This is a genomic window from Bifidobacterium longum subsp. longum JCM 1217, assembly GCF_000196555.1.
GTDB lineage: Bacteria > Actinomycetota > Actinomycetes > Actinomycetales > Bifidobacteriaceae > Bifidobacterium > Bifidobacterium longum.
The window spans coordinates 2,294,079-2,319,720 of sequence record NC_015067.1 but is presented as its reverse complement, the minus strand read 5'-3'; the positions used below and the strand labels follow the sequence as shown (position 1 = coordinate 2,319,720).

Genomic DNA, 25,642 nt, shown 5'->3' with positions numbered 1-25,642 from the left:
GGCACCAAGGCAACATATTCCATTTCTTCTACCATCGAAACCAGTAGTGCAATGCAAATCCACACACGTCGAAGGAGACAATATGGCCGAGAACACCTCCACTTTCACCGGCGCCGCCGCTGACGGCACCGCACTCACCGCCGTCTACCTGACCCAGCCCGCCGCCAATGTGGCGATCGGTCTGGTGTTTGCCGGCAGCGACCTGCCGCACATCGTCCACTGGGGCCGCCCGCTGGCCAAGCCCGACACCCTGCTGGCCGCCTATGACGCCCTGAAGCCGCAGCGCGTGTCCGGCGCGCTCGACGACACCGCCTGGCCGTCTATCCTGCCCACCCAGGCCGAAAGCTGGATCGGCGAGCAGCGCGTGGTGCTGCGCCGCGCCGGCGTCGAGCTCTTCCCCAAGTTCACCGTGACCAATATCGAGGCCGGCGGCGTGCTGGAAGCCACCCTCGATGCCGTGTCCGGCGAAAGCTACACCGATGTGGCCGGCCATGCCCGTGCCACCGGTCCGGTCCGCGTGCCCGGCGTCATAGTCACCGCGCGCGATGAGGAGCAGGGCGTGGAAGTCGAATGGCACCTCGAACTGCTCCCCGGCGGCCTGGTCCGTCAGAAGGCCACCGTAACCAACCTGTTCGGTGCAGACGCCGGAGCCCCGCTCGAGATCGGCAAGATCGAGCTCGGCTTCCCGCTGCCCGAATCCGCCGGCGAAATCCTCACCACCACCGGTCACCATCTACGTGAACGCAGTCCGCAGCGCCAGCCGCTGACCGTCGGCCGTTTCGAAAAGCCGCAGCTCGCCGGCCGCCCTGACTTCGACGCATCCCTGCTCCTGACCGCCGGCGTGCCCGGTTTCAGCTTCGAGCATGGCGACGCCTATTCGGTGCACGTGGGCTGGAGCGGCAACTCCGTGCTGTCCGCCGAACGTCTGCCCTACACAACCGGCGTGATCGGCGGCGGCGAACTCCTGTTCGGCGGCGAAGTGACGCTCGCTGGCCCTGGCGAAGGCCAGAACTCCTACGACACCCCGTGGCTGTTCGGCTCCTATGGCGATGGTCTCAACGAGATCGCCGCCCGATTCCACTCCTACGTGCGCTCCCTGCACCCGCGCCTGTTCTCGCACGGCCGTCCGGTGATCCTCAACACATGGGAAGCCGTGTACTTCGACCACAACTTCGATACGCTGAAGGCGCTCGCCGACAAGGCCGCCGACTCCGGCGTGGAACGATTCGTGGTGGACGACGGCTGGTTCGGCTCCCGCCGCGACGACACCTCCGGCCTCGGTGACTGGCAGATTGCGCAGGACGTCTGGCCCGATGGTCCGAAGTCCCTGAAGGCGCTCGCCGACTACGTGCACGCCAAGGGTATGGAATTCGGCTTGTGGTTCGAGCCGGAAATGGTCAACCCCGATTCCGACGTGGCCCGCAACCACCCCGATTGGATTCTTTCGCCCACCACCGGCCGACTGCCGCTGCAGGGCCGCACTCAGCAGGTGCTCGATCTGACCAATCCGGATGCGTTCGACTACATCTACGGCTGCATGGACCAGCTTGTCGGCGAGCTTGGTATCGACTACATCAAGTGGGACCACAACAAGCTCGTCACCGAGCCCGGTTCCCGCCGCTCCGGCCGCCCGGCCGTGCACGCGCAGACCCTCGCCGTCTACAACATCTTCAAGGGCCTCAAGACCGCACATCCGGGCCTTGAGATCGAAAGCTGCTCCTCCGGCGGTGGCCGCGTGGATCTCGGCATCCTAGAGCACGCTGACCGTATCTGGGTCTCCGACTGCGTGGACCCGGTCGAGCGCGCGGACATCCAGCGCTACACCTCGCTGCTGGTGCCGCCGGCGATGATGGGCGAGCACGTGGGTGCCAGTCCCGCGCACTCCACCCAGCGTGCCACCAGCCAGGAACTGCGCATGGCCATGGCGTTCTTCGGCCACATGGGCATCGAATGGAACCTGTTGAAGGAGCCGGACGAGGCGCTCGCCAAGCTGGCCGTGTGGGTGGCCGAATTCAAGAAGCACCGCGACTGGTTCGCCATCGACACCTGCGTGCACGCCGACTCCAACGATCCGGCCGTGCGCTTGGATGGCATGGTGATGCCGAACCGCGACGCCGCCATCTACCGCTTCACCCAGCTGACCACCAGCCAGACCTATCCGGCCGCGCCCGTGCACCTGCCCGGACTTGACCCCGAGCGCACCTACCGCGTCAGCCCGCTCGACCCGAGCTTGGATTTGACCGGTCTGACCAACGGCCAGAGCACTCTCGGCTGGTGGAACGAGGAAGGCGTAGTCCTGACCGGCGAAGCCCTGCAGCGTTACGGCATCCGTCCCCCGTCCCTCCACCCCCAGCAGGCAGTATTGCTCAAGGCTGTGGCGTTAAGCTGACAGCCTAGTAGGCTGTCAGTAGCCACGGCCTGAGCGAAGCGACAGCTGAGCGAAGGTGGGATTGAGCCTTGCCGATAGGCAAGTCCGTAATTGCTGGTCGTGGCGGAGTAACTGTGGCGAAGCAACGTTCTTGGCTTCCCTCTCTGAGGGGAGCCAAGAACGGCCTACCCAATATGCTTCACGATTACGCGACTGGCGGCGGCTTTGGCCCAGAGCTGCCAGTCGTGGTCCATAATCGTGAACTTGACCGGCTGGGTCTGGCTGTGACGGTAGAAACGAATGCCATCGCGCAGCGAATCGGTGCCGAGCTTGGCCAAAAACGCGGACTCCCCGGCAATCATCACATGTCCGGGCATCGCGATGTTCGCCACCGTAGCCACCAGCGAACCCAACCGGAAACACGTCCGGTTCACCAACTGCGTGGCCTGCGGCACGCGTCCCTTGGCATCGCGCGCAAAGTCCTCAAAACTGACCGCGCGACCCACAATCGCAGAGTACTGTTCGGCGATCGAATCGTCAGTCAAGCATTGTGAACAGCCGATATGTCCGCTGGTGCAGCGCGGCCCCTCCGGATCGATAAGCACGTGGCCCACCAGACCATAGCTCTTATCCGGGTACTGCACTGGCTTGCCGTTCACGGCCAGCGAATAACCAACACCCACGCCGATGGTCACCACGGCGAACATATCCACGCCGACACCCGGCCCGAACCAGGAGGCATCCACCAGCAGAGAATCGATATCATTGAACACCCCGCACGGCAGGCCGGTCGCCTCTGTGACCATCGTCCCCAAGTCCGTGGCCCCGTCCCAATGCAGGAACGGCGCGAACGTCACAATCGAATCGTCGACCACATGCCCACCTACCGCAACGCCCACCGCAGTGGGGGAGGGCAGTCCGGAAGAGGCGATATCGGCGGAACATTCGCGCACCAGCCGCGTGATGGCCGACACCACATACTCAGCCGACTGATCCGCCCCGATCGGCACCTCGTGCCGGCCGGACACCACCTCGTCATGCGCGTTCACCGCAGCGGCCACAATCGACATCCCATGAACCTTGACACCAATGAAGGTGCGTGCGTTCGAACACAACACCAGCGAAGTCTGCGGGCGTCCGCGACGATCCGAACTTTCCCTTGGCGTGAATCGCTCGGGCAGCTTGCCTGACGGGCCGGCCTCGGCCGGAAGCTCCTCGATCACCCCGGCGTAGATCAGATCGCTGGTGATGCGGGACAAGGCCCCTTGGCTCAGTCCCAGCATCTGTGCCAACGTAGTGCGGGCTATCGGCCCGTATTGGGCAATTGCCGCCGCCACGCGATGCGTATGCTCGGATCCGGAAAACCACTGTGGAATCGCGTTGACATCAGACATGCAAGCCCCTTCGCTGTATTTATTGCGTTAATCACAAAATACCGCGCTTTTTGTTGCTTGCGCAAGTGGGCTCGCTGGCGCTGGGAATGAAATGGCCGAACCGTTACCTTGGAAAGTGGAAGAACCGCCGGCACCGAAGCCGGAGGAAAAGAAAGATAAAGGAGTCAACAATTATGCTGTCCGATTCCCCACATGCAACGCCTAGACTGAAGCGTCTGGCCGTGCGCACCGCCGCCGTGATGTGCGCGATCGCCGTCGGGTTCGGCCTGGCAGGCTGCGGCTCCAGCACCGCAGGCACCGTCACGCTGGATTTCTTCCAGTTCAAGTCCGAGGCCGCCGACCAGTTCAAGTCCATGGTCGCCGACTTTGAGAAGCAGAACCCGACCATCAAGGTCAACATCAACAACTCCGCCAACGCCCAGACCGATCTGCGCACCCGTTTCGTCAAGAATCGTGTGCCGGACGTGATCACCTTCAACGGCGACATCAGCTTCGGCAACTTCGCCGCCTCCGGTGTGTTCTACGACTTCACCGATGAACCCATTGTGGACACCCTCAACCCCGGCATGGTGCAGATCGCCAAGAATCTGGTGCAGACCACCGATTCCTCCAAGAAGCGCCTGTATGGCCTGCCCTTCGCGGGTAACGCCTCCGGCTACATCTACAACAAGGCTCTGTTCCGCAAGGTTGGCCTTGACCCGGAGAATCCGCCGACCACCTGGAGCGAGTTCACCGATATGCTCAACACCTTCAAGGACGCCGGCATCAACCCGCTGCAGGGTTCCGTGGCCGACGCCTGGACCACCCAGGCACCGCTCGCCTCCCTGACCGGCACGCTGGTTCCCGAATCGAAGTACACCGAGCTCAAGCAAGGCAAGACCACGTTCCAGGAACTGTGGAAGACCGCAGTCGAGAAGGAATCCGAGCTCTTCACCTACTCCACTGCGGACACCGGCGTCACCTACCAGCAGGGCACGCAGAACTTCGCCCAAGGCAAGGCCGCGATCATCCCGCTCGGCACCTACGCCATCCCGCAGATCCTGCTGATCAACCCCGATATCGAACTTGGTTTCGCCCAGATGCCGGCCACCGATGACGCCAGCGAGCAGATCCTCACCGCCGGCGACGACGTGATGCTCACCATCGGTGCGAACACCAAGCACCCCAAGGAAGCGATGAAGCTCGTCGAGTTCCTCATGCAGAAGGATCAGCTTGACGCCTACGCCGACGCCCAGTCCGCCATCACGCCGCTGAAGGACACCTACTTCGGCAACGATGCGCTGGAAACCGTGCGCCCGTTCTTCGAGGAAAACCGACTGGCCGACTTCTGCGACCACTACATTCCTTCGTCCATCAACATCGGCGGCTACCTGCAGACCATGGTGACCTCCGGCAACACCGACCGCTTCCTGAACCAGATGCAGACCGAATGGGACAAGGTCCAAGCCAGGACCTTCGAGTGATCGGTAGGAGAGGAGAACATCATGTCACACGCAACCGCAACCAAGACCGCTGCCAAGAAACCGGCCAAGAAGAAGGTCTCCGCCTTCTCCACCCGCAAAGTGGACCCCGCCTACTACTGGATGGTGGTTCCGGCGGCCATCATCTTCGCCTTCTTCCTGTACCTGCCATTTCTTGATGGCGTAAAGTATTCCTTCACCAACTCGCAGGGCTACGGCGATTACAAGTTCATCGGCCTGAAGAACTACATCGCCCTCTTCCAGGACAACCGAGTGGGCCATGCCTACCTGTTCACGTTCCTCATCGCCATTCTCATCACGGTGCTGATTAATGTGATCGCCCTGTTCCTGTCGGTGCTGCTGAACTCGAAGATCGCCTTCAAGAATGGCTTCCGAGCCATCTTCTTCATCCCCTACACCCTCTCCGTGCTGGTCATCGGCTACGTGTTCAAGTACATCTTCATGAACCCGCTGCCCGAGCTCGGCAAGGCGCTGGGCATCAAGTGGCTGTCCACCTCGCTGTTGACCAATGAGCAACTCAGCTGGATCCCAATCGTCTTCCTCGCCGTCTGGCAGGGCATCGCCTACTCGGTACTCATCTACCTCGCCGGCCTGCAGACCATCGACGACGAAATCTACGAGGCCGCCGCCATCGACGGCGTCAACGCCTGGCAGAAGTTCTGGAAGATCACATTCCCGCTGATCGGACCGTTCTTCACCATCAACCTCGTGCTGTCCATGAAGAACGCGCTCGGCACCTTCGATCAGGTCGTCGCCTTGACCGAGGGCGGTCCGAACTCCTCCACCGAAACCGTCACCTACCTCATCTGGAAGGGTGGCCTGACCGGTGGCGAGTACGCCTACCAGACCGCAAACGCCGTGCTCTTCTTCATCGTGCTGGCGATCATCGCCTTCGTACAGCTGCGCATCTCCCGCAGCCAGGAACAGATCTGATTTAGGGGAGGATAAGAAATGACTACTGCAACAGTTACCCCGTCCAAGTCCGGCAAGCCCGCCAAGTTCCGCAGGGACCACAAGATCAACTGGTGGCTGACCGCCGCCGTGGCCGTGCTGAGCCTGACCATTCTGATCCCGCTCTACTTCACCATCGTCACCGCGCTGAAGACTCCGGCCGAAGCCGGCACCTTCGCCCTGCCCACCTCGTGGCAGTGGCACAACTTCGCCGACGCCTCCGCCAAGGTCAACTACCCGAAGGCCGCGCTCAACTCCGCGATCATCACGGTGGCCGCCGTGGTGCTCACCCTGCTGACCAACACCTTCGTGGCCTACGCCGTGGCCCGCAACATGGACAAGCGCTTCTTCCGCTTCCTGTACTACTTCTTCATCGCCGCCATGTTCGTGCCGTTCCCGGTCGTCATGCTGCCGATTGCGAAGCAGATGGGCTCCCTGCACCTGGACAACCAGGTCGGCCTGATCATTCTGTACACGGTGCTCGGCCTGGGCACGAACCTGTTCATCGCCACTGGCTTCATCCGTTCGATTCCGGTTTCGCTGGAAGAGGCGGCCCGAATCGATGGCGCATCCACGTGGCGCATTTTCTGGACCATCATCTTCCCGCTGATGAGCCCGATTAACGCCACCATCGCCATCCTGACCGCACTGTGGGCCTGGAACGACTTCCTCCTGCCGTTGATCATCCTGACCGACCAGTCGAACCAGACCATCCCGCTCGCCCAGTACGTCTTCAGCTCGCAGTTCGCCACCAACTACCCGATGGCCTTCTCCAGCTACCTGATGGCCATGGCCCCGATCCTCATCGTCTACATCTTCGCCCAAAAGTGGGTCGTCGGTGGAGTCATGCGAGGCGCTGTGAAGTAGTGCAGCTCCACCCAAGCCTCCTTCGGTTTTCCGCCGAGGGGGGCTTTTCCCATATCGCCTATTCCCGCACTGGCCCACTGGTCGCGCCGGGCTCGACCGCCACAGGTACAGTCGTATGAGGGTCGTCCAAGGTCTTCCCCTCAACCAAATTCAGTGCCTTGCGCGCGGCAATCTGTCCGATTTCGCGCGGGGGAGTTGGCACCATGGTGCTTAATCCAATGGATTCCGCCACGTCGGACCCATCAAAGCCAAAGACCGAAACGTCTTCGGGGATTCGTACTCCGATTGCCTGCAACTCATGTACCACGCGCAATGCGTAGTAGTCAGACCACACGCAGATAGCGGTCGGCCGCTCAGGCTGCGCGAGCATGGTGGCGATGACTTGTTTGGCCGAGCGTGGTGATTCCGAGTCGATGAAGTGGATGCCGCAGTCGGTGAGGCCAAGCGAGACTATCTCATCTTTGTATCCGCGTGCGCGTGCATCGAATCCCCATTCCTTGCCGGTCAGCGGATCGGTGCGCCCCACATAGCAGAAACGACGATGCCCGAGGGCCGCAAGATAACGCACTGCCATGGCTTCGGCCGCCTCGTCATCAATGGCCACGGAGGCTTGGCAGCAGCTGATATACGGCGAATTCACCGAGACGATGGGCATACCCATGCTGGCCAACGTGTCGGCTTCCTCATCGGTGGCGGAAAATCCGGATACGATGAGGGCGTCGGCGTTACGATTGGCTGGCAGCCGAGTAAAGAATTCCGCACGCTCCTCGACGCTGCCGGCTCGGTATACGGTCAAGTCATAGCGTGCGCGGCTCAGTTCGTCATACAGCCCGTCGAATAATTCGCCCATGAACCAGCCGGCCAGCCGTTCGCGAGCCAGCATGGCAATGCGATTGGTGCGTCCGCTTGCCAGCGCCGCCGCCGAGCGAGACGCGGTGTAATTCAGCTCTTTGGCCGCTTTCAGCACCTTATCCCGCGTAGCTGCTGCCACGTGATCCTTACCTCGCAAAGCGCGGGATGCGGTAAAAGTTGAGACTCCGGCCGTGAGAGCTACGTCGTTGATGGTCGCGCGTTTCATGGTGAATGGGTGGCCGCCTTGTGGCTGTTACCCGGTCGTCCTTCCTCTGGCTGGTACCTGTTGTTTCGCTGTTGCAATAATGATATGCACATCATCAAATGCGGACGTTGTCGATGTTTAATCTCGAGGTGCTGGGCCTGTGGTGCCGCGCAACATGAGCGTCGTGGGAACAACGATGCAACTTTCTGTCAGAATTTCGCCTCGTGATAATCGGATTGCGGCATCTGCCGCTAATGCTCCGTAGGACCGAGGGTCGTGCCGAACGGTTGATATATTGAGCGCTTGTGCCATTGGCCAGTCATCGAATCCGATGACGGATATGTCCTCAGGTACGCGGAATCCGTATGAGCGAAGCGCATGGACTAGAGGAATGGCATTCTCGTCGCTGATGCAGCATACGGCGGTTGGGCGAGGGGAGAGTGCGAGCAGGCTACTGAGTGCCTCTGCTCCGGCAAATTCGTTGTCCTGTACTGCGATGATGTATCCGTCGGGCAAGTTGAGTCCCTCAGCCGCCATGCCAAGACGGAACCCTTCTATACGTTGGTCAGCTTCCCATATGAATCCGTTACTGTCTTGCTGCTTGCAGATAAAGGCGATATTGCGATGTCCCAGTCCTGCGAGCTGATGAACGGTTTGTCGCATTGCTATAATTTCGTCTACGCCGATGGAAATCATATCTCGCTGTTCCGTAAGCCCGATGGTGTTGACACCGATGACTGGCATACCGAGTTGTTCTAAGGTTCGCCTCTCTGTCTCGCTGATGTCGAAGGAGGAGATGATGACCGCGTCTGCGTTGCGCTTCACTGGCATTGAGGAAAAGAAATCGCGTCTTTGATCGGCGTTTGCAAGTCGGTATGATAGCAAGTCATATCCTTGGGATGCGAGCACGGAATATACGCCTTCGGCTAGTTGTGAACTGAACCAGCCAGCCAGTGAGTTACCTACGGTAAGTGCTATACGATTTGTCTTTCCCGTTCGCAGCATGGAGGCTGTTTTCGATGCTGAAAACCCCAACTTTGCACATGCATCAAATACCTTTTGCCTAGTAGTTTCCGATATGCGGTCACGTCCGTTGATTGCACGAGATACGGTCGCCGCAGAGACTCCAGCCTCCTTGGCTACTTCATAGATTGTTGGTTCGCTCATGGGATCTCCTGCATTGCGTAATCGATTGTATTGTATCTGGATTTTGAAGTTAAGGCCACCATTGGTGTGATGCAAGGTTGACGGGTTCCGCAAAAAGATGTACGATGTGCGTAATCGATATCGCAAATATATTTTATTGCCGCCGAAAAATGGTGACAGTAAAGAGAAATATCGATTGCATATGATGAGGATGCAAGGAGGTAACCGATGAATAGGATTATGCGTAACAGCGGCGCGGCGCTTGCTGCGATATTTATCGCTGGAAGTCTGACTGCATGTGGTCCCGGCTCGGCAAGTAGCTCACGAAGTGATACAAATCCTACTGAGGTCAGCACTGATTTAGGTAATAAAAAATATGAGCTGACTTTGTGGGATGGAGCGGGTCTGAAGGCTGTAGATGAGGCGCTGATTGCCGGGTTCGAAGCGAAATACCCAAACATCACCATCACGGGACAATATGATCCGGATAATGTCTCTGGACAAAATGGCCCGCGTGTGATTTCAGCAAAAGATGCGCCGGATATCGCCCGCGTCACCGACATGAATTCAGCGGTTCGTGGCAACCATTTGGTGTCTTTAGAGGCATATGTGGATGCGTACGGCTGGGATGTTCCCGATTCGCAGACTGAATTGTATCGAGTGGATTCAAATGGCAAGCTCGGCAGCGGTGATTTGTACGCATTGCCGAACTCCTATTCGGTGACTGGCATTTATTTCAATACCAAGCTTGCCGAGCAGCTAGGTATTGATGCAGCTCCTACCTCTGTCGAGGAGTTTGAGGCGGATATGCAGACAGCCAAGGATGCCGGCATACTGCCGATGATGACATATGCCAAGGATGGCGGTACCTCTTTTGTCTTTCAGGCGTTAATGGCTAATAACAGTTCTGCGGAAGATGTGCAGAATTGGATTTTGCAGAAATCTGGTACCTTCGACAATCAGGCGGCGCAGGACGCTGCGTCCACCTTGCAGGATTGGAATAACAAGGGATATATGCCTGAAGGTGTTAACGCAGTGGATGCCTCTACTGCTCTGAGCAGGTTCTGCAATGGTGAAGGACTATTTTTCCCGAGCGGTAATTGGAATCTGGATACTGTGGCCAAAGCGCTGGGTGATGATGTTCAGTTCTTTGCTTTCCCGGGTGCCACCAGTGAAGATGAGCCGAACGTTGCTGCTAATGCAGGTGCATTTTATGGTATTCCGGTGAATGCTAAGAACCGTGATGCTGCTGCGGCGTTCCTCGATTATACGCAAAGTGCCGAAGCGCAACAGATTATTGTTGACAATTCTGGCTATTTGCCAAAATCATCTACTTTGGATCTCAAGGCGAATAGCGCATTGCAGCAGAGTATGTTTGATGCCTATGCCGACGTGCTGACGAGCGGTCATACTAGCGATTTCATTAATAATGCTACTGCGGGAATGCAGTCAAGTGGGCTAATCCCTAACTTCCAGTTACTGCTGGATAACAGCATCACGCCTCAGGAATTCACAAAGAATGTGCAGGCGCAATATGACAAAGAAGCGAAGCGGTAGAAACAGCTTCAACTTATATGCCGCTTTCGCTAGCGACGCTTGATTTGAGGAGAGTCAACCTATGATGATGGCAGGACCGTACGCGGGAACTTTATCGGATTTGCCGACTGTCCGCGACGAAGTAACATGTTCGATTAATGCGGAGAACCCAACGGGAGCCAAGGGTTTTGGTTGCCGTGAAACTGGTCCGTTGGGGCCGTCGCGCAAGGGAAAGCCGTGTTTGAATGACATTGCTCCCGGGCAGTCTGTGACATTGGCAGATATTGAAGGCCCCGGTTGTATTCGGCACATGTGGTTTACCGTTACGGATCGCACCAGTGACGCTGATCGATACGTTCTGCGCGATGCGGTGCTTGCCATCTATTGGGATGATGAAAAGCGACCTTCTGTGGAATGTCCCCTAGGAGACTTCTTCTGTTGCGGCTTTGGACAAAGTTGCGATGTGTTCTCAGAGCCTATTGTGGTGGCACCTACACGAGGTATGAATTGTTATTTCACGATGCCGTTTCGTAAACGGGCACGTATCGTAGTGCGCAATGACCACGCTCATGCTATTCCGGCTTTGTTTTATCAGATTGATTATGCATTGGGTAATGCGTATTCCTCCCGTGAAATGGCTTATTTCCATGCGCAATGGCGCAGACAGCCAATCACTACTTTAGGCGAGGACTATGTAATCCTCGATGGAGTCAGCGGACGGGGCCATTACGTCGGCACATATCTTGCTATTTCTACGTTGCAACGATATTGGTGGGGTGAGGGAGAGATTAAGTTTTTCCTAGATGGCGATAACGATTATCCCACAGTGTGTAGTACCGGCACCGAAGATTATTTTGGCGGTGCATGGAGCTTCGCTGAGCAGCGAGATGGTCATACGCGCGAGCGTACTTTTTGTGCCCCATATGTAGGATATCCATTTTATTCTGTGCGCGATGGGGCTATAGCAAACCAATATCATGACGATTATTGTCCACCTATGCGTGGCTTGTACCGATGGCATATTCCTGATCCCATCAGGTTTGATAGTGAGCTTAGAGTCACGCTTCAACAAATTGGTTCAGGATATGAAGGTGCATTTGAGCGTCAGGATGATGTGTCTAGCGTGGCGTACTGGTATCAAATTGAGCCACATTCAATTTTTCCCGAGCTGCCCGAGCCTTCGAAACGTCATCCTAGGTGAATGAATAAGCGCTTAGGTATTTAAGGGACCGATGTTGCAATTTCGCGAGAAGGAAGTGCTTGCCTATGGGGAACGTCAAGCCTTCCTCATTTCTTCGGGAATCGGCCATTTGTTTGCGTGTTGCGGATTTGACGAACCGGTTCGACATCTGTTATCCTCATGCATAAGCGCTTAGCAAATACGCTAAGCCGAGATAGCCAAGGAAGACATAGCCGGGATCGCCCGGAAGGAAGAAAGGAATGATCAATGAGGATCGAACGAACCGCCAAAACCGTTATTGCCGGTCTGATGTCTGTGGCATGCCTGGCATCCGTCGCCGCTTGCGGCCCGGGCTCGTCCAGCAACAAAGCCAACACCGAAACCGAAGCGGTGAGCACTGATCTTGGCGATACCAAGTATGAGCTCAAGCTGTGGGACGGCGCTGGCCTGAAGACCTTTGATGACCAGCTGATCGAAGCCTTCCAGAAGAAGTACCCGAACATCACCATCAAGGCCACCTACGATCCGGACAACACCTCCCAGCAGAATGGCCCGCGCATCATCTCCGCCGCCGACACCCCGGACATTGCCCGTATCACCGACATCAACTCCGCTGTGCGTGGCAACCATGTCGTCAATCTTGACGCTTACGCCGATGCTTACGGTTGGAAGCTGCCGGATTCCCAGACTCAGGTCTACCGCGTGGGCTCCGACGGTAAGATCGGTTCCGGCAGCCTCTACGCAGTGCCGGACGGTGTCTCGATGACCGGCCTGTACTGGAACAAGAAAGTCGCCAAGGAACTCGGCATCACCGAGGCTCCGGCCACTGTCGAAGAGCTCGAGGCCGATATGAAGAAGGCCTCCGACGCTGGCAAGCTCGCCATGATGATGCCGGCCAAGGAAGGCGGCACTTCCTACATCTACCAGGCATTGCTCACCAACTATGAGGGTCGCGATACCGTGCAGGATTGGATTATCCAGAAGGATGGCGCCACCTTCAACACCGACGGTGCCGTGAAGGCTGCACAGAAGATCAAGGACTGGCAGGATGCCGGTTACTTCTCCTCCGACGCGCTCGCCCTTGACGGTTCCACTGCACTGAGCCGCTTCTGCAACGGCGAAGCCCTGTTCTTCCCCTCCGGCAGCTGGTACTCCGCCTCCATCAACGATGCACTTGGCGATGACGCCGGCTGGATCGCCTTCCCCGGCGAAAAGGCCGATTCCGGTTCTGCCGCAGCCAACGCCGTGACCGCTTTCGGTATCCCGGCCAACGCCAAGAACAAGAACGCTGCAGCCGCCTTCCTCGACTTCCTCCAGTCCGACGAAGCCCGCCAGATCGCAGTTGACAACGGCTACCCGCCGGTCGGCGAAGGCGAGACTCCGAGCACCGATAACCAGCTTCTCGGCCAGGTCCTTACCGCCTACGAAGGTCTGGTGAAGACCGGTAACACCACCGACTACATCAACAACGCCACCGCAGGTATGCAGGCCAGCGCCATTATCCCCGGCTTCCAGTCCCTGATTGACGGCACGATGACCCCCAAGGCATTCGTCGAATCCATTCAGGCTCAGTACGAGAAGGAGGTCAAGTAACCCTTGCACTTACCGGGCGGAGTGTTCTTCCCTTTTTCCCGCTCCGCCTGGTTCCTTCCCATCGCGCGCACGACGTTGTGTGCGATGTTCGATTCCCAGTTCACACCAAACCAGCAAAGCGTGGTGACAATCATGGATTCCCATAAGGCAGCCAAGGCGGTCAAGCCCAAGCGCAATATGTCCCTCGGTCTGGTCAGCCTGCTTTTCCTCGCTCCGGCGCTTGTGTTCTACATCGCCTTCGAGTTGTGGCCGATCATTCAGACCATCTGGTACTCGTTCTACGAGTGGAACGGTATCGATGCTAGCACCTTCATCGGTGTCGAAAACTACATCACCGTGTTCACCGACCCCGATCTGTACGGATCGATTCTGCACTCCTTCTACCTGATCATCTTCTTCTCCATCATCCCGATTGTGCTCGGCCTGATCATTGCCGTGCTCATCAAAGACATGAAGTCCAAGGTCGGTCGTTCCTTCGCGCAGGTTTGCCTGTTCCTGCCGCGCGTTATCCCAGGCGCTGCAGCCGGTGTGGCCTGGACCTGGATGCTGGCCGACAAGGGCACCGCCAATCAGCTGCTGCGCGCAGTAGGCCTCGGCGACTTCGCCCACGTGTGGCTCGGCGACCAATCCACCTCCCTGAACGCGGTAGGCGTGATTGGTTTCTGGCTGCAGCTCGGCTTCTGTGTGGTGCTCTTGCTCTCGGGCATCGGCGGCATCGACCAGTCCCTGTACGAGGCAGCAAGTCTTGACGGTGCCGGCTGGTGGCGTCAGCTCTTCTCCATCACGTTGCCCGGTCTGCGCGGCCAAATCGGCGTATGCCTGACCATGACCATCATCTCCGCGCTCGCCAGCTTCGACGTGGTGTACATGTCCACTCAGGGCGGCCCCGGCACCTCCACCATGGTGCCCGGCGTGCAGGTCTACCGCTTGGCCTTCACCCAGCAGAGCGTTGGCTTGGCCTCCGCACTCGCCGTCACCCTGATGATTCTCGTGCTGCTGGTCGTCGGACCTCTGCAGCGTCTGGTCAACGGAAAGGAGCAGTGACCATGCAGCAATCCAAAGCCGTTCGCATCACCGGCACGGCGATGCTCGCTCTGACCGTCCTCTTCTGCGTACTGCCGTTCCTGAGCATGCTCTCCGCGGCATTGCAGCCGCAAGGTTCCATGCCCGAAGGTATCCAGTTCACTGCCCACCCGCACTGGGAGAACTTCATCGACGCCTGGAACATGGCAAACATCACCCCGCTGCTGCTCAACAGCTGCATTCTGGTGATCGTGGTCGTGCCCTGCGTGGTGATCTTCTGCTCGCTCGGCGGTTATGCCTTCGCTCAGCTCAAGGTGCCGTGCAAGGGCCTGATCTACGTGCTGTTCCTCGTCGGTCTGACCATTCCGTTCGAAACCTTGGTCACTCCGCTGTACTACGAGATCAGTGGCATGGGCTTGCTGAATACCCGTCTTGCCCTGATCCTGCCGCTCATCGGCCTGAATATTCCGTTCGGTATTGTGTGGATGCGCTCCTGCTTCGAGCAGATGCCGCGTGATCTGATCGAAGCCGCATCCATCGATGGTGCAGGCCATCTGCGCACGTTCCGTTCCATTCAGCTGCCGTTGGCACTGCCAGCCATCTCCTCGCTCGGTATTCTGACCTTCCTGGCCACCTGGAACCAGTTCCTGTTGGCTGTGGTGTTGGAGAACGACCCGAACAAGCGCACGATGGCAGGTGCCCTACAGTCGTTCGTTGGCCAGTATCAGACCGACGTGGTGCTGCTCAACGCGGGCGCACTGCTCATCATGGCACCGACGATGATCCTGTTCATCTTCCTCCAGCGCTACTTCATCCGCGCCATGCTTGCCGGCTCGGTTAAGGGCTGATCCGAAGGCAAGAGGATGTAGGGTATGGCCGCCGGAACAGTGTTTCGTGCGGCCATACTGGTAAAACCATACGTACCGAGCAATCGGACAGGGGAACGATATGACTTTCACCAACAATGACTGGTGGCGCGACGCCGTCATCTACCAGATTTACCCCCGCTCATTCAGCGATGCCAATGGAGACGGCAACGGTGATCTCCAAGGCGTGATCGATCGTCTCGACTATCTGCAGGCGCTCGGGGTGGACGCGCTCTGGCTTTCTCCATTCTATCCATCGCCGCTGGCGGATGGAGGTTATGATGTTGCCGACTATTGTGATGTGGATCCCCGCCTTGGCACACTCGATCAGTTCGACGAATTAGTGGCCAAAGCGCACGAACGCGGTATCGGCATCATCGTGGACATCGTGCCGAACCACACGTCCGATCAGCACCGTTGGTTCCAAGAGGCCCTGGCTCAAGGTCCGGAATCGGAAGCGGCACAACGGTATGTGTTCCGGCAGGGCAAGGGGGAGCACGGCGAATTGCCGCCTACCAACTGGCTGAGTAACTTCGGCGGTTCCGCATGGGAGTCGTGTGGAGACGGCTGGTACTACCTGCATCTGTTCGCCAAGGAGCAGCCGGACCTCAATTGGGACAATCCCGAGGTGCGGCATGAGTTCCTGCGTGTACTCACATTCTGGTGCGATCGCGGTGTGGACGGTTTCCGCATCGATGTCTCGCACGGTCTGGCCAAAGACCTGCGTGAGCCGCTGCGCGACCGTATCGACCCGACACTGATGTCTCCACAGGCTACCGATGGCTCCGATCCGCTCTGGGACCGCGACGCCGTGCATGATATCTACCGTGAATGGCGCGACCTGTTCAATCAGTACACGCCAGCCAAGTATGCGGTCGGCGAATCGTGGTCGCCATTCACCACCCGTATTTTCCAATACGCCAAGCCTGATGAACTTGGTGCCGTATTCGACTTCTCCATGTCAAAGGCCGCCTGGAATCGCGAAGAATACCGCACCACGATTGAGCGCACGCATCGCTATGCTCTCGCTGCCGAAACCGCCCCCACCTGGGTGCTCGGCAACCACGATGTGCCACGTATCGCCTCGCGTCTCGGACTGCCGAGCGGTGCAAACATCGAGCAGTGGGTGACGTCCAACGGCACGAATCCGCCGATTGACCCCGCGCTCGCCGCTCGTCGTGCCCGTGCAGCAGCGCTGGTGATGCTCGGCCTGCCAGGTACCGCCTTTGTGTATCAGGGTGAAGAGCTTGGTTTGCCGGAGGACTTTGATTTGACCGAAGATGAAATTCAGGATCCCAATTGGGAACGTTCCGGTCATTATTTCAAGGGGCGCGACGGTTGCCGCGTACCGCTGCCGTGGCAGTCAGACGGCCCGGCGTTCGGCTTCAATGCCACCGGTGCTTCGTGGCTGCCCCAGCCGGCATGGTTTGCGCAGTATGCCACTAATCGTCAGATTGGTGACGGGGCTTCCGTCCTGCACCTGTATTGTGCTGCTGTCGCATTGCGCAAACAGTGGGTGGCCAACGGCACGGACTTCCAGTTCTCGTGGCTTACCAACGAAGAGTGTCCGGCGCCGCTGCTTGGTTGGCGCTTGCCGTCCGGCATGGTTGTGATGGCGAACTTCTCTGACAGTCAACCAGTCGCCTTGCCGCAGCCGATGACCGTGCTACTTGTGTCTGACGCGACTGTGCAGGCGAACACTCAGGTCGAGAGCGTTCCTCCAGCTGCTACCGTCTGGGCCTTGCCAGCATAATCTCATTGAAGAACACCAAGGAGTTACGCCAATGATTGCCGAAACCTGTCCAATAACCGTTCGCACGGTAACGGCCCATCTTGATACCGGTCGTGCCGTCTATGGCGAACAGGCTTCGGCAATCTGTGAACTGCCGGTAGAAGCCGTCACAATCGTTCCCGAATCATGCGAAGACGAGTGCACGTCCAGTGCGGGTATCCAGGGTGATGCTCAGGTGCGACTCTGGCGTATCGATGTGAACGCGCATGCACCCCAGCCCAAGGACCGCGCCGCTGCCTTTCAGGAACAACAAGCGTTTGAGCCCCACCATGCGATTGACGTGTCGCTCACCATGGCCGGCGTCGACAGCGGCAACGATGACACCATGCTGGCGCTATACCAGCACAAGGAGTGGTGGATGCGCCCGACCTGGGTGCGTACACCATCTGAACTGCCTGAACGCACGCAGTTATTGTTACGCCGCAACAACGATGCCGAAGATGCCGAGTGGCTAGTGTTGGTCGCTATCTGCGGCACGGATATTCGGGCTGATTTCAGTGGGCAGCCCGCAACAGAATCTGATGACACGGCTTTGCGGCTCGTGCTGTCTTCCAACCGGGTTGGTCGCACGACTCTATGTGACACTGCCGCATATATCGCTTGCGCATCCGACCCGTATATGGCCATTCGAGCTGCCACACAAACGGCAGCACGCCAGCTGGGTATTCGCACCCGTAAGGAGCGTCCATTCCCGGATGCGCTCACCGGGTTGGGATGGTGTACTTGGGATTCATTGGGGCGAGATGTCAACGAGCAGGCTATCGTCAACAAGATGGAGGAGTTCCAAGCCAAGCATGTGCCCATTTCCTGGGTGCTTATCGATGACGGTTGGTCCAACACGGATCGCACAAAGGAAACCCTGATCGACTTTGGCGCGGATCGCCAACGTTTCCCCCACGGGCTTGCCCACACCATTGCGCTGCTCAAAACGCACTATGGCGTGCGCAGCGTAGGCGTGTGGCAGGCGTTCCAAGGCTATTGGAATGGTTTGGACGAATCGGGTGTAGCCGCGGCCAGCTGCCCGACCGCAATAACCACCACGGCGAATGGTTGCCTGATTCCTGGAAGTCGTGCTGAACAACCCGCACAGTTCTGGGATGCCTGGGACGGCGAACTCGCCGAAGCCGGCGTCGATTTCGTCAAAGTGGATTCGCAAAGTTCCACGTCAGTAATGGTTCGTGGCACCGAAAGTTACGGTGAAGCCACCTGGGGACGCCATCAGGCGCTTGATGAAGTGACCTCACGACGATTCGGCGGCGCATTGATTAACTGCATGGGCATGGCACCGGAGGATTATTGGCATCGTCCTTCATCGCCAATCACCCGTAGTAGCGACGACTATCTACCGCACAATCCTGATTCGCTGGGCGAACACCTTATCCAGAACGCATACTGTGCACTGCTGATGGGGGAGCTGTACCACTGTGATTGGGACATGTTCTGGACGGAGCATCCCCATGCGCGAGTCCATGCCGTGCTCCGATTGCTTAGCGGCGGACCAGTGTATTGTTCCGATGCCTGCGGTCACACTGATGCGGCTGTCTTGCGTGATTTACTTGCCGAAGATGGTACATTACCGCGTCCTGATGAGCCGGCCCGACCAGTCATTGCGTCACTGCTCAATGACCCCGAACATACGGACTATGCGCTCGGTGTCACAGCAAGATTCGGCGCAGAACAGGTCATCGCTTTCGTCGGATTGCGCCGGCAGCCACAAATCGGCATTATTACGGCTAGCGGTCGCTCTTGCCGCATCATCGATGACCATGGTGCGACGATTGATATGAATCCGGGAGAAACCCATACTTGCGAGATCGAGTACGGCCGACTGCGTGTTTTCCGGGTGCAATCATGAAAGCGCATATGCCGATTGATATTTATTTTCCGGCACACCAACGCAGTTCTCCAATGGGAATGTAATTCGCCAATTTTTAGACTGTGAGCAACGAGCAATATAGATATCAATAAGGAGCCAATGATGACTACTTTCAACCGCGCAATAATCCCCGACGCCATCCGCACCAACGGCGCCACCCCCAATCCGTGGTGGTCCAACGCGGTGGTCTATCAGATTTACCCGCGCTCTTTCCAAGACACGAACGGCGATGGATTCGGCGATCTTAAGGGCATCACGTCGCGTCTTGATTACTTAGCTGATCTTGGCGTGGATGTGCTGTGGCTATCCCCGGTCTATAAGTCTCCGCAAGACGACAACGGCTATGACATTTCCGACTATCAGGACATTGATCCTCTGTTCGGCACGCTCGACGATATGGACGAGCTGCTGGCCGAGGCCCACAAGCGTGGGCTCAAGATCGTGATGGATCTTGTTGTCAATCACACTTCCGATGAACACGCCTGGTTTGAAGCATCCAAGAACAAAGACGACGAACACGCCGACTGGTATTGGTGGCGTCCGGCTCGTCCCGGCACCACGCCCGGCGAGCCCGGCGCCGAGCCCAATCAGTGGGGCTCCTACTTTGGCGGCTCCGCATGGGAATACTGCCCCGAGCGTGGCGAATACTTCCTGCATCAGTTCTCGAAGAAGCAGCCGGACCTCAACTGGGAGAACCCTGCCGTGCGCCGCGCTGTGTACGACATGATGAACTGGTGGCTTGACCGAGGCGTCGACGGCTTCCGCATGGACGTCATCACCCTGATCTCCAAGCGCACCGATTCGAACGGCAAGCTGCCGGGCGAGTACGGCTCGGAGCTTGAGGATCTTCCTGTGGGCGAGGAGGGCTATTCCAACCCGAATCCGTTCTGTGCGGACGGCCCCCGTCAGGATGAATTCCTGGCTGAAATGCGACGTGAGGTATTCGAGGGGCGTGAAGGCTTCCTGACTGTGGGCGAGGCGCCAGGCGTCACGGCTCAGCGTAACGAGCACATCACTGATCCGGGCAACGGTGAATTGGACATGCTCTTCCTGTTCGAGCATGTTGATTTTGATTGCGAAGGTACCAAGTGGAAGCCGCTGCCGCTTGACCTGCCGAAATTCAAGAGCATTATGGCCGGTTACCAGACTGCCGTGCAGAACGCAGGATGGGCCAGCTTGTTCACCGGCAATCATGATCAGCCGCGCGTGGTCTCCCGCTGGGGCGACGACTCCGCGGAGGAATCCCGCGTCCGTTCGGCCAAGGCACTTGGCCTGATGCTGCACATGCACCGCGGCACCCCGTACATCTATCAGGGTGAGGAACTGGGCATGACCGACGCCCACTTCACGCGTCTCGACCAGTACCGTGACCTTGAATCCTTGAATGCCTACCGGCAGAGGGTCGAGGAGGCCAAGGTGCAGTCGTCTGAGTCAATGATGGCCGGTCTGGCCGCGCGCAGCCGTGACAACGCGCGTACTCCGATGCAATGGGACGGTTCCGGCTACGCCGGTTTCACCGCTCCGGACGCCGCCACTGAGCCATGGATTTCCGTGAATCCGAATCATGCCGAGATCAACGCCGCCGGTGAATTCGATGATCCGGATTCGGTGTACTCCTTCTACAAGCAACTCGTTGCGCTGCGTCACAACAGCCCGGTCGTGGCCGCCGGCGACTGGCGACTGATTGACGCCGCTGATCCGCACGTCTATGCCTTTACCCGTGAGCTCGACGCTGAGAAGTTGTTGGTCGTAGTCAATATGTCCAGTCGAACCGTTGACCTGCCACGTGAGGCTGCCGAACTAGCCGCCGTCGGAATCGCCGAGCCGAATGTGGTGATCAGCACGTATGACGCTCCGCACACCGTGGCCTCCCTTGCCAACCGCGAGCTCGACCCGTGGGAGGCAGCCGTCATCCAGTTGTAGTGCATTGAGTGCCTTTCTCCGCTCAAAGAGGTACTTCGGGGCTATCCCGAAATGCTATCTGTCTTGAGAGAGGTACCGTAACGTCGAAACCCCAGGTATAAGCATTGAAAATCAAGGCTTATACCCGGGGTTTTTGCTTCTCGGTACCCCTATGAAAACAGATAGCTGTCTGCAAAAGGCCGAATGTACCTCTGTGAAGCGAGATAGCTGGTGTCTCTCGGCATTGTGGTGCTTACAATGGAAAGCTATGGAACAAAAGGATGTTTTGAAGGCGCTGCAACGTGATCATGCAGCCGAACTGAAGCTGGCCGCCGAACGACTCAAAGGCACTGCCCGCCACACGGAGATCATTCCTTCTCCGGTGCTGAGCGAGATGACCGGCCATGAGATTCTCCTGAAGCCGGAAAACCTGCAGGTCACCGGATCCTTCAAGATCCGCGGTGCCTATAACAAGATTGCTTCGCTCACCGAAGAGCAGATCGCTCACGGCATCGTCACCGCGTCTGCCGGCAACCATGCCCAGGGTGTGGCCTATGCGGCCCGCGAGCGTGGAGCCAAGGCCACCATCTGCATGCCGCAGATCACCCCGCCGCTGAAGGTCGATGCCACCAAGGCCTACGGTGCCGACGTGGTGCTGTACGGCGATGTGTTCGATGAATCCGCCGCCCACGCTGCTGAGCTCGCCGACAAGGAAGGCATGATTTACGTGCCGCCATTCGACGATTACGAAGTCATCTGCGGCCAAGGCACCATCGGTCTGGAGATCCTTGAAGACGTGCCGAACGTCACTGACGTGGTCGTGCCGCTCGGTGGTGGTGGCCTGGGTGCCGGCGTGGCGCTCGCCATCAAGACATTCAAGCCTGAAGTGCGCGTAATCGGTGCGATTCCGGAGGGCTCACCGGCCTGGAAGGACTCGCTGGCCGCGGGTCGTGTGTCTCCGGCTGACCATGTGGTTACCTCCGCCGAAGGTGTTGCGGTCAAGCACCCCGGCGACCTGCCCTTCGCTCTGATTAACGAGTTCCTGGACGATCTGGTCACCGTCACCGAGCGCGACATCAACGAAATGATTCTGCTCATGCTCGAGAAGCATAAGCTGGTGGTCGAGGCGGCCGGCGCCGTTTCGCTGGCTGCGCTGGAACACCTGAACCTGCGTTCGCGCAAGTTCGCCGCCGCCACCGGCCCGCACGTGGTGGTTCCGATTATGTCCGGCGGCAATATCGACACCGTGACCATGGGTGCGGTGATTCAGAAAGGTATGATCGCCCGCGGCCGCATCATGAACTTCGAGGTCGAGCTGCCGGATACTCCGGGCCAGCTCGTCAAGGTGGCCACCCTGCTTGCCGAGCAGCGCGCCAACGTCATTCAGCTTGATCACGACCAGTTCAAGGCATCCGGCCACTACACCAACGCGGTGTCTCTCGGCGTCACGGTCGAGACCAACGGCCCCGAGCACATCGACCGCATCCTCGCGGCACTCAGGGAAGCCGGATTCCAGCCCAAGCGCATCTACTGATTCCAATACCGCTGGCGGGAAGCCGCGCAGAAGTGTGCTCCAATACCTCCCGCTGGCGGGAGGTGGCGCAAAAGCGCCGGTGGGTGGTTAACCGACAATCATCAGTTGCTTAACCCACCCACCGGCGCTTTCGTTATGCTGAGGGCTACTTGTTCTCCGCAATCGTCTCGTCCACCAACTTCGGCAGGGCAACGGCGATATCCTCATGAATCAAGCGGCTCGCAAGATGGTCATATTGCGTGTGACCCATATTCATAATGGTGATGGGCACGCCCGCCTGCGCGGCCACCGGCACAATGCTCGCCGCCGGGTACACCTCAAGGGTCGATCCGATTACCCATAGTTCGTCGGCTTTGGTGGCCAGACTGTACGACTTCTCCATCGCGCCGTCCGGCAACGCCTCACCGAAATACACCACATCGGTTTTGATAATGCCATTGCACGGCATATCGCCACGATACTTCAGTTTGCGATGGCAATGTGGGTCGGGCTCTTCATCCAAACGGGCCATGATGTCCGCCGTGGCATATTCCTGATGACACTTCATGCAATGCGAGGTGCCGATAGTGCCGTGCAGGTTCACGATGACGTTGTCGCTGTTGCCGGCCTTCTCATGCAGCGCATCGAAGTTCTGCGTGGCCAGCAGCGTCAGCATGCCGGCTTGTTCCAGCTTGACCAGCGCCTTATGCGCAGTGCCGGGCTGCGCATTCCATACTGGCGATTCCTTTTGCCAGCGCCAGGAGTACTCGCGGTCCTCTTTGTTGCGCAGGAACAGATCGATGTCGTAAACGCTCATTTGGTCAGGATGCTTGGTCCACACACCGTCCGGACCGCGGAAATCAGGGATGCCGGCGGACGTGGAAATGCCCGCCCCGGTTAATACAGCAATCTTCTTGGTCATAACTACAGGTATACCCGCGATTCATGAACGAAATCCGATGACGGAGCGCTGTCATGCGCCGATTGTGCGCCGGCAGTGTGGTTGCCGAGAGATGAACGCAGGGCCGACAAGCTGAAAACTCTCGCGACACGCCAGCCGAATAGTGGATTTGATGCTTTTCAGAAACATTTGAGGGGTTAACCTAGCCTCATCAGAGCAAAGTGGGCTCTGTGCGACACGCCGAGGGAACCGCGCTGTTATGCCGATTCCTGGGGTTTTTGTGCGCCTTGATTTGCGTGAATCCGGACATGCGTGTAAGTTATTCACCTGTTGCCGCTCAGCGCGGCGGGTTCCTTCCTCTGGTTGGTTTCCCGTCTGGCTGGTGTGGTGGTGGTTTGAGAACTCAAGAGCGTGTTTGTACTACTTCTTTATAGTCAATGATTGCCAGTTCATTCCTCGCCTGATTGCCTGTCGTGGTGGTTGGGTACCCGGGAGGGTTTGATGAGGGGTGAGGTTTTTTGAGGGCGTCCTTCCTTAAGGACGTGCTCGTCAATTTTTTGTTTTGAGAGTCATCTATTCGGATGCTTTTCATGAAGTTTTTTTGTGGAGGGTTCGATTCTGGCTCAGGATGAACGCTGGCGGCGTGCTTAACACATGCAAGTCGAACGGGATCCATCAAGCTTGCTTGGTGGTGAGAGTGGCGAACGGGTGAGTAATGCGTGACCGACCTGCCCCATACACCGGAATAGCTCCTGGAAACGGGTGGTAATGCCGGATGTTCCAGTTGATCGCATGGTCTTCTGGGAAAGCTTTCGCGGTATGGGATGGGGTCGCGTCCTATCAGCTTGACGGCGGGGTAACGGCCCACCGTGGCTTCGACGGGTAGCCGGCCTGAGAGGGCGACCGGCCACATTGGGACTGAGATACGGCCCAGACTCCTACGGGAGGCAGCAGTGGGGAATATTGCACAATGGGCGCAAGCCTGATGCAGCGACGCCGCGTGAGGGATGGAGGCCTTCGGGTTGTAAACCTCTTTTATCGGGGAGCAAGCGAGAGTGAGTTTACCCGTTGAATAAGCACCGGCTAACTACGTGCCAGCAGCCGCGGTAATACGTAGGGTGCAAGCGTTATCCGGAATTATTGGGCGTAAAGGGCTCGTAGGCGGTTCGTCGCGTCCGGTGTGAAAGTCCATCGCTTAACGGTGGATCCGCGCCGGGTACGGGCGGGCTTGAGTGCGGTAGGGGAGACTGGAATTCCCGGTGTAACGGTGGAATGTGTAGATATCGGGAAGAACACCAATGGCGAAGGCAGGTCTCTGGGCCGTTACTGACGCTGAGGAGCGAAAGCGTGGGGAGCGAACAGGATTAGATACCCTGGTAGTCCACGCCGTAAACGGTGGATGCTGGATGTGGGGCCCGTTCCACGGGTTCCGTGTCGGAGCTAACGCGTTAAGCATCCCGCCTGGGGAGTACGGCCGCAAGGCTAAAACTCAAAGAAATTGACGGGGGCCCGCACAAGCGGCGGAGCATGCGGATTAATTCGATGCAACGCGAAGAACCTTACCTGGGCTTGACATGTTCCCGACGGTCGTAGAGATACGGCTTCCCTTCGGGGCGGGTTCACAGGTGGTGCATGGTCGTCGTCAGCTCGTGTCGTGAGATGTTGGGTTAAGTCCCGCAACGAGCGCAACCCTCGCCCCGTGTTGCCAGCGGATTATGCCGGGAACTCACGGGGGACCGCCGGGGTTAACTCGGAGGAAGGTGGGGATGACGTCAGATCATCATGCCCCTTACGTCCAGGGCTTCACGCATGCTACAATGGCCGGTACAACGGGATGCGACGCGGCGACGCGGAGCGGATCCCTGAAAACCGGTCTCAGTTCGGATCGCAGTCTGCAACTCGACTGCGTGAAGGCGGAGTCGCTAGTAATCGCGAATCAGCAACGTCGCGGTGAATGCGTTCCCGGGCCTTGTACACACCGCCCGTCAAGTCATGAAAGTGGGCAGCACCCGAAGCCGGTGGCCTAACCCCTTGTGGGATGGAGCCGTCTAAGGTGAGGCTCGTGATTGGGACTAAGTCGTAACAAGGTAGCCGTACCGGAAGGTGCGGCTGGATCACCTCCTTTCTACGGAGAATTCAGTCGGATGTTCGTCCGACGGTGTGCGCCCCGCGCGTCGCATGGTGCGATGGCGGCGG

Annotated in this window: 17 protein-coding genes and 1 rRNA gene; 14 read left to right on the top strand and 4 right to left on the bottom strand. The window is 58.3% G+C overall.

The window, feature by feature from the left end:
• Positions 1-82: 82 nt before the first annotated feature.
• Positions 83-2,389 (top strand): alpha-galactosidase, encoded by a 2,307-nt coding sequence (locus BLLJ_RS09750; protein WP_013583021.1) that lies wholly within the window; start codon positions 83-85, stop codon positions 2,387-2,389.
• 164 nt (positions 2,390-2,553) lie between these two features.
• On the opposite strand, the gene BLLJ_RS09745 is transcribed toward BLLJ_RS09750, so the two are convergent.
• On the bottom strand, positions 2,554-3,762 hold the full coding sequence (locus BLLJ_RS09745; protein WP_013583020.1) for an ROK family transcriptional regulator: 1,209 nt from the start codon (positions 3,760-3,762) through the stop codon (positions 2,554-2,556).
• Positions 3,763-3,935: 173 nt separating this feature from the next.
• Here BLLJ_RS09745 and BLLJ_RS09740 point away from each other — a divergent pair, with 173 nt between their 5' ends.
• From BLLJ_RS09740 to BLLJ_RS09730, 3 genes are read left to right on the top strand one after another with little or no spacing between them, the layout of a single operon-like run.
• Positions 3,936-5,225 (top strand): ABC transporter substrate-binding protein, encoded by a 1,290-nt coding sequence (locus BLLJ_RS09740; RefSeq protein WP_007051828.1) that lies wholly within the window; start codon positions 3,936-3,938, stop codon positions 5,223-5,225.
• Positions 5,226-5,246: 21 nt separating this feature from the next.
• On the top strand, positions 5,247-6,176 hold the full coding sequence (locus tag BLLJ_RS09735; RefSeq protein ID WP_007051829.1) for a carbohydrate ABC transporter permease: 930 nt from the start codon (positions 5,247-5,249) through the stop codon (positions 6,174-6,176).
• A gap of 18 nt (positions 6,177-6,194) precedes the next feature.
• Positions 6,195-7,061: a carbohydrate ABC transporter permease gene (locus BLLJ_RS09730; protein ID WP_007051830.1), complete on the top strand. Its 867-nt coding sequence runs from the start codon at positions 6,195-6,197 to the stop codon at positions 7,059-7,061.
• Between the two features lie 58 nt (positions 7,062-7,119).
• Here BLLJ_RS09730 and BLLJ_RS09725 read toward each other — a convergent pair whose 3' ends face one another.
• Entirely contained in the window at positions 7,120-8,139 is a 1,020-nt protein-coding gene (locus BLLJ_RS09725; protein WP_012472085.1) for a LacI family DNA-binding transcriptional regulator, read from the bottom strand.
• 117 nt (positions 8,140-8,256) lie between these two features.
• On the bottom strand, positions 8,257-9,285 hold the full coding sequence (locus BLLJ_RS09720; protein ID WP_013583019.1) for a LacI family DNA-binding transcriptional regulator: 1,029 nt from the start codon (positions 9,283-9,285) through the stop codon (positions 8,257-8,259).
• 207 nt (positions 9,286-9,492) lie between these two features.
• Here BLLJ_RS09720 and BLLJ_RS09715 point away from each other — a divergent pair, with 207 nt between their 5' ends.
• The 9 genes from BLLJ_RS09715 (at position 9,493) to ilvA (ending at position 22,566) form a co-directional block, all read left to right on the top strand.
• The gene (locus BLLJ_RS09715; RefSeq protein ID WP_007054611.1) at positions 9,493-10,821 is read left to right on the top strand and encodes an ABC transporter substrate-binding protein; all 1,329 of its coding nucleotides are present in this window, start codon (positions 9,493-9,495) and stop codon (positions 10,819-10,821) included.
• A 61-nt stretch (positions 10,822-10,882) separates the two neighbouring features.
• Positions 10,883-12,001: a glycoside hydrolase family 172 protein gene (locus BLLJ_RS10765; RefSeq protein WP_007054610.1), complete on the top strand. Its 1,119-nt coding sequence runs from the start codon at positions 10,883-10,885 to the stop codon at positions 11,999-12,001.
• Positions 12,002-12,247: 246 nt separating this feature from the next.
• Complete coding sequence (locus BLLJ_RS09710) at positions 12,248-13,573, top strand: ABC transporter substrate-binding protein (protein ID WP_007054609.1); 1,326 nt, start codon at positions 12,248-12,250, stop codon at positions 13,571-13,573.
• 132 nt (positions 13,574-13,705) lie between these two features.
• Entirely contained in the window at positions 13,706-14,617 is a 912-nt protein-coding gene (locus BLLJ_RS09705) for a carbohydrate ABC transporter permease (RefSeq protein ID WP_007057508.1), read from the top strand.
• 2 nt (positions 14,618-14,619) lie between these two features.
• The gene (locus BLLJ_RS09700; protein WP_007054607.1) at positions 14,620-15,444 is read left to right on the top strand and encodes a carbohydrate ABC transporter permease; all 825 of its coding nucleotides are present in this window, start codon (positions 14,620-14,622) and stop codon (positions 15,442-15,444) included.
• Between the two features lie 100 nt (positions 15,445-15,544).
• Positions 15,545-17,215: a glycoside hydrolase family 13 protein gene (locus BLLJ_RS09695; protein ID WP_007057512.1), complete on the top strand. Its 1,671-nt coding sequence runs from the start codon at positions 15,545-15,547 to the stop codon at positions 17,213-17,215.
• A gap of 31 nt (positions 17,216-17,246) precedes the next feature.
• Positions 17,247-19,109, top strand: a complete 1,863-nt coding sequence (locus BLLJ_RS09690) for a Sip1-related alpha-galactosidase (RefSeq protein WP_007054605.1) — start codon at positions 17,247-17,249, stop codon at positions 19,107-19,109.
• A 123-nt stretch (positions 19,110-19,232) separates the two neighbouring features.
• The gene (locus tag BLLJ_RS09685) at positions 19,233-21,053 is read left to right on the top strand and encodes a glycoside hydrolase family 13 protein (protein ID WP_013583018.1); all 1,821 of its coding nucleotides are present in this window, start codon (positions 19,233-19,235) and stop codon (positions 21,051-21,053) included.
• Positions 21,054-21,300: 247 nt separating this feature from the next.
• Complete coding sequence (ilvA, locus tag BLLJ_RS09680) at positions 21,301-22,566, top strand: threonine ammonia-lyase (RefSeq protein ID WP_007051833.1); 1,266 nt, start codon at positions 21,301-21,303, stop codon at positions 22,564-22,566.
• A 145-nt stretch (positions 22,567-22,711) separates the two neighbouring features.
• Here the strand turns inward: ilvA and BLLJ_RS09675 are convergent, their stop codons facing one another.
• Positions 22,712-23,467 carry an SIR2 family NAD-dependent protein deacylase gene (locus BLLJ_RS09675; RefSeq protein ID WP_007051834.1) on the bottom strand — a complete coding sequence of 252 codons (756 nt, stop codon included), beginning with the start codon at positions 23,465-23,467 and terminating at the stop codon, positions 22,712-22,714.
• Between the two features lie 579 nt (positions 23,468-24,046).
• Between BLLJ_RS09675 and BLLJ_RS09670 the strand changes: the two genes are divergently transcribed.
• A 16S ribosomal RNA gene (locus BLLJ_RS09670) occupies positions 24,047-25,571 on the top strand.
• The last annotated feature ends 71 nt before the right edge of the window (positions 25,572-25,642 follow it).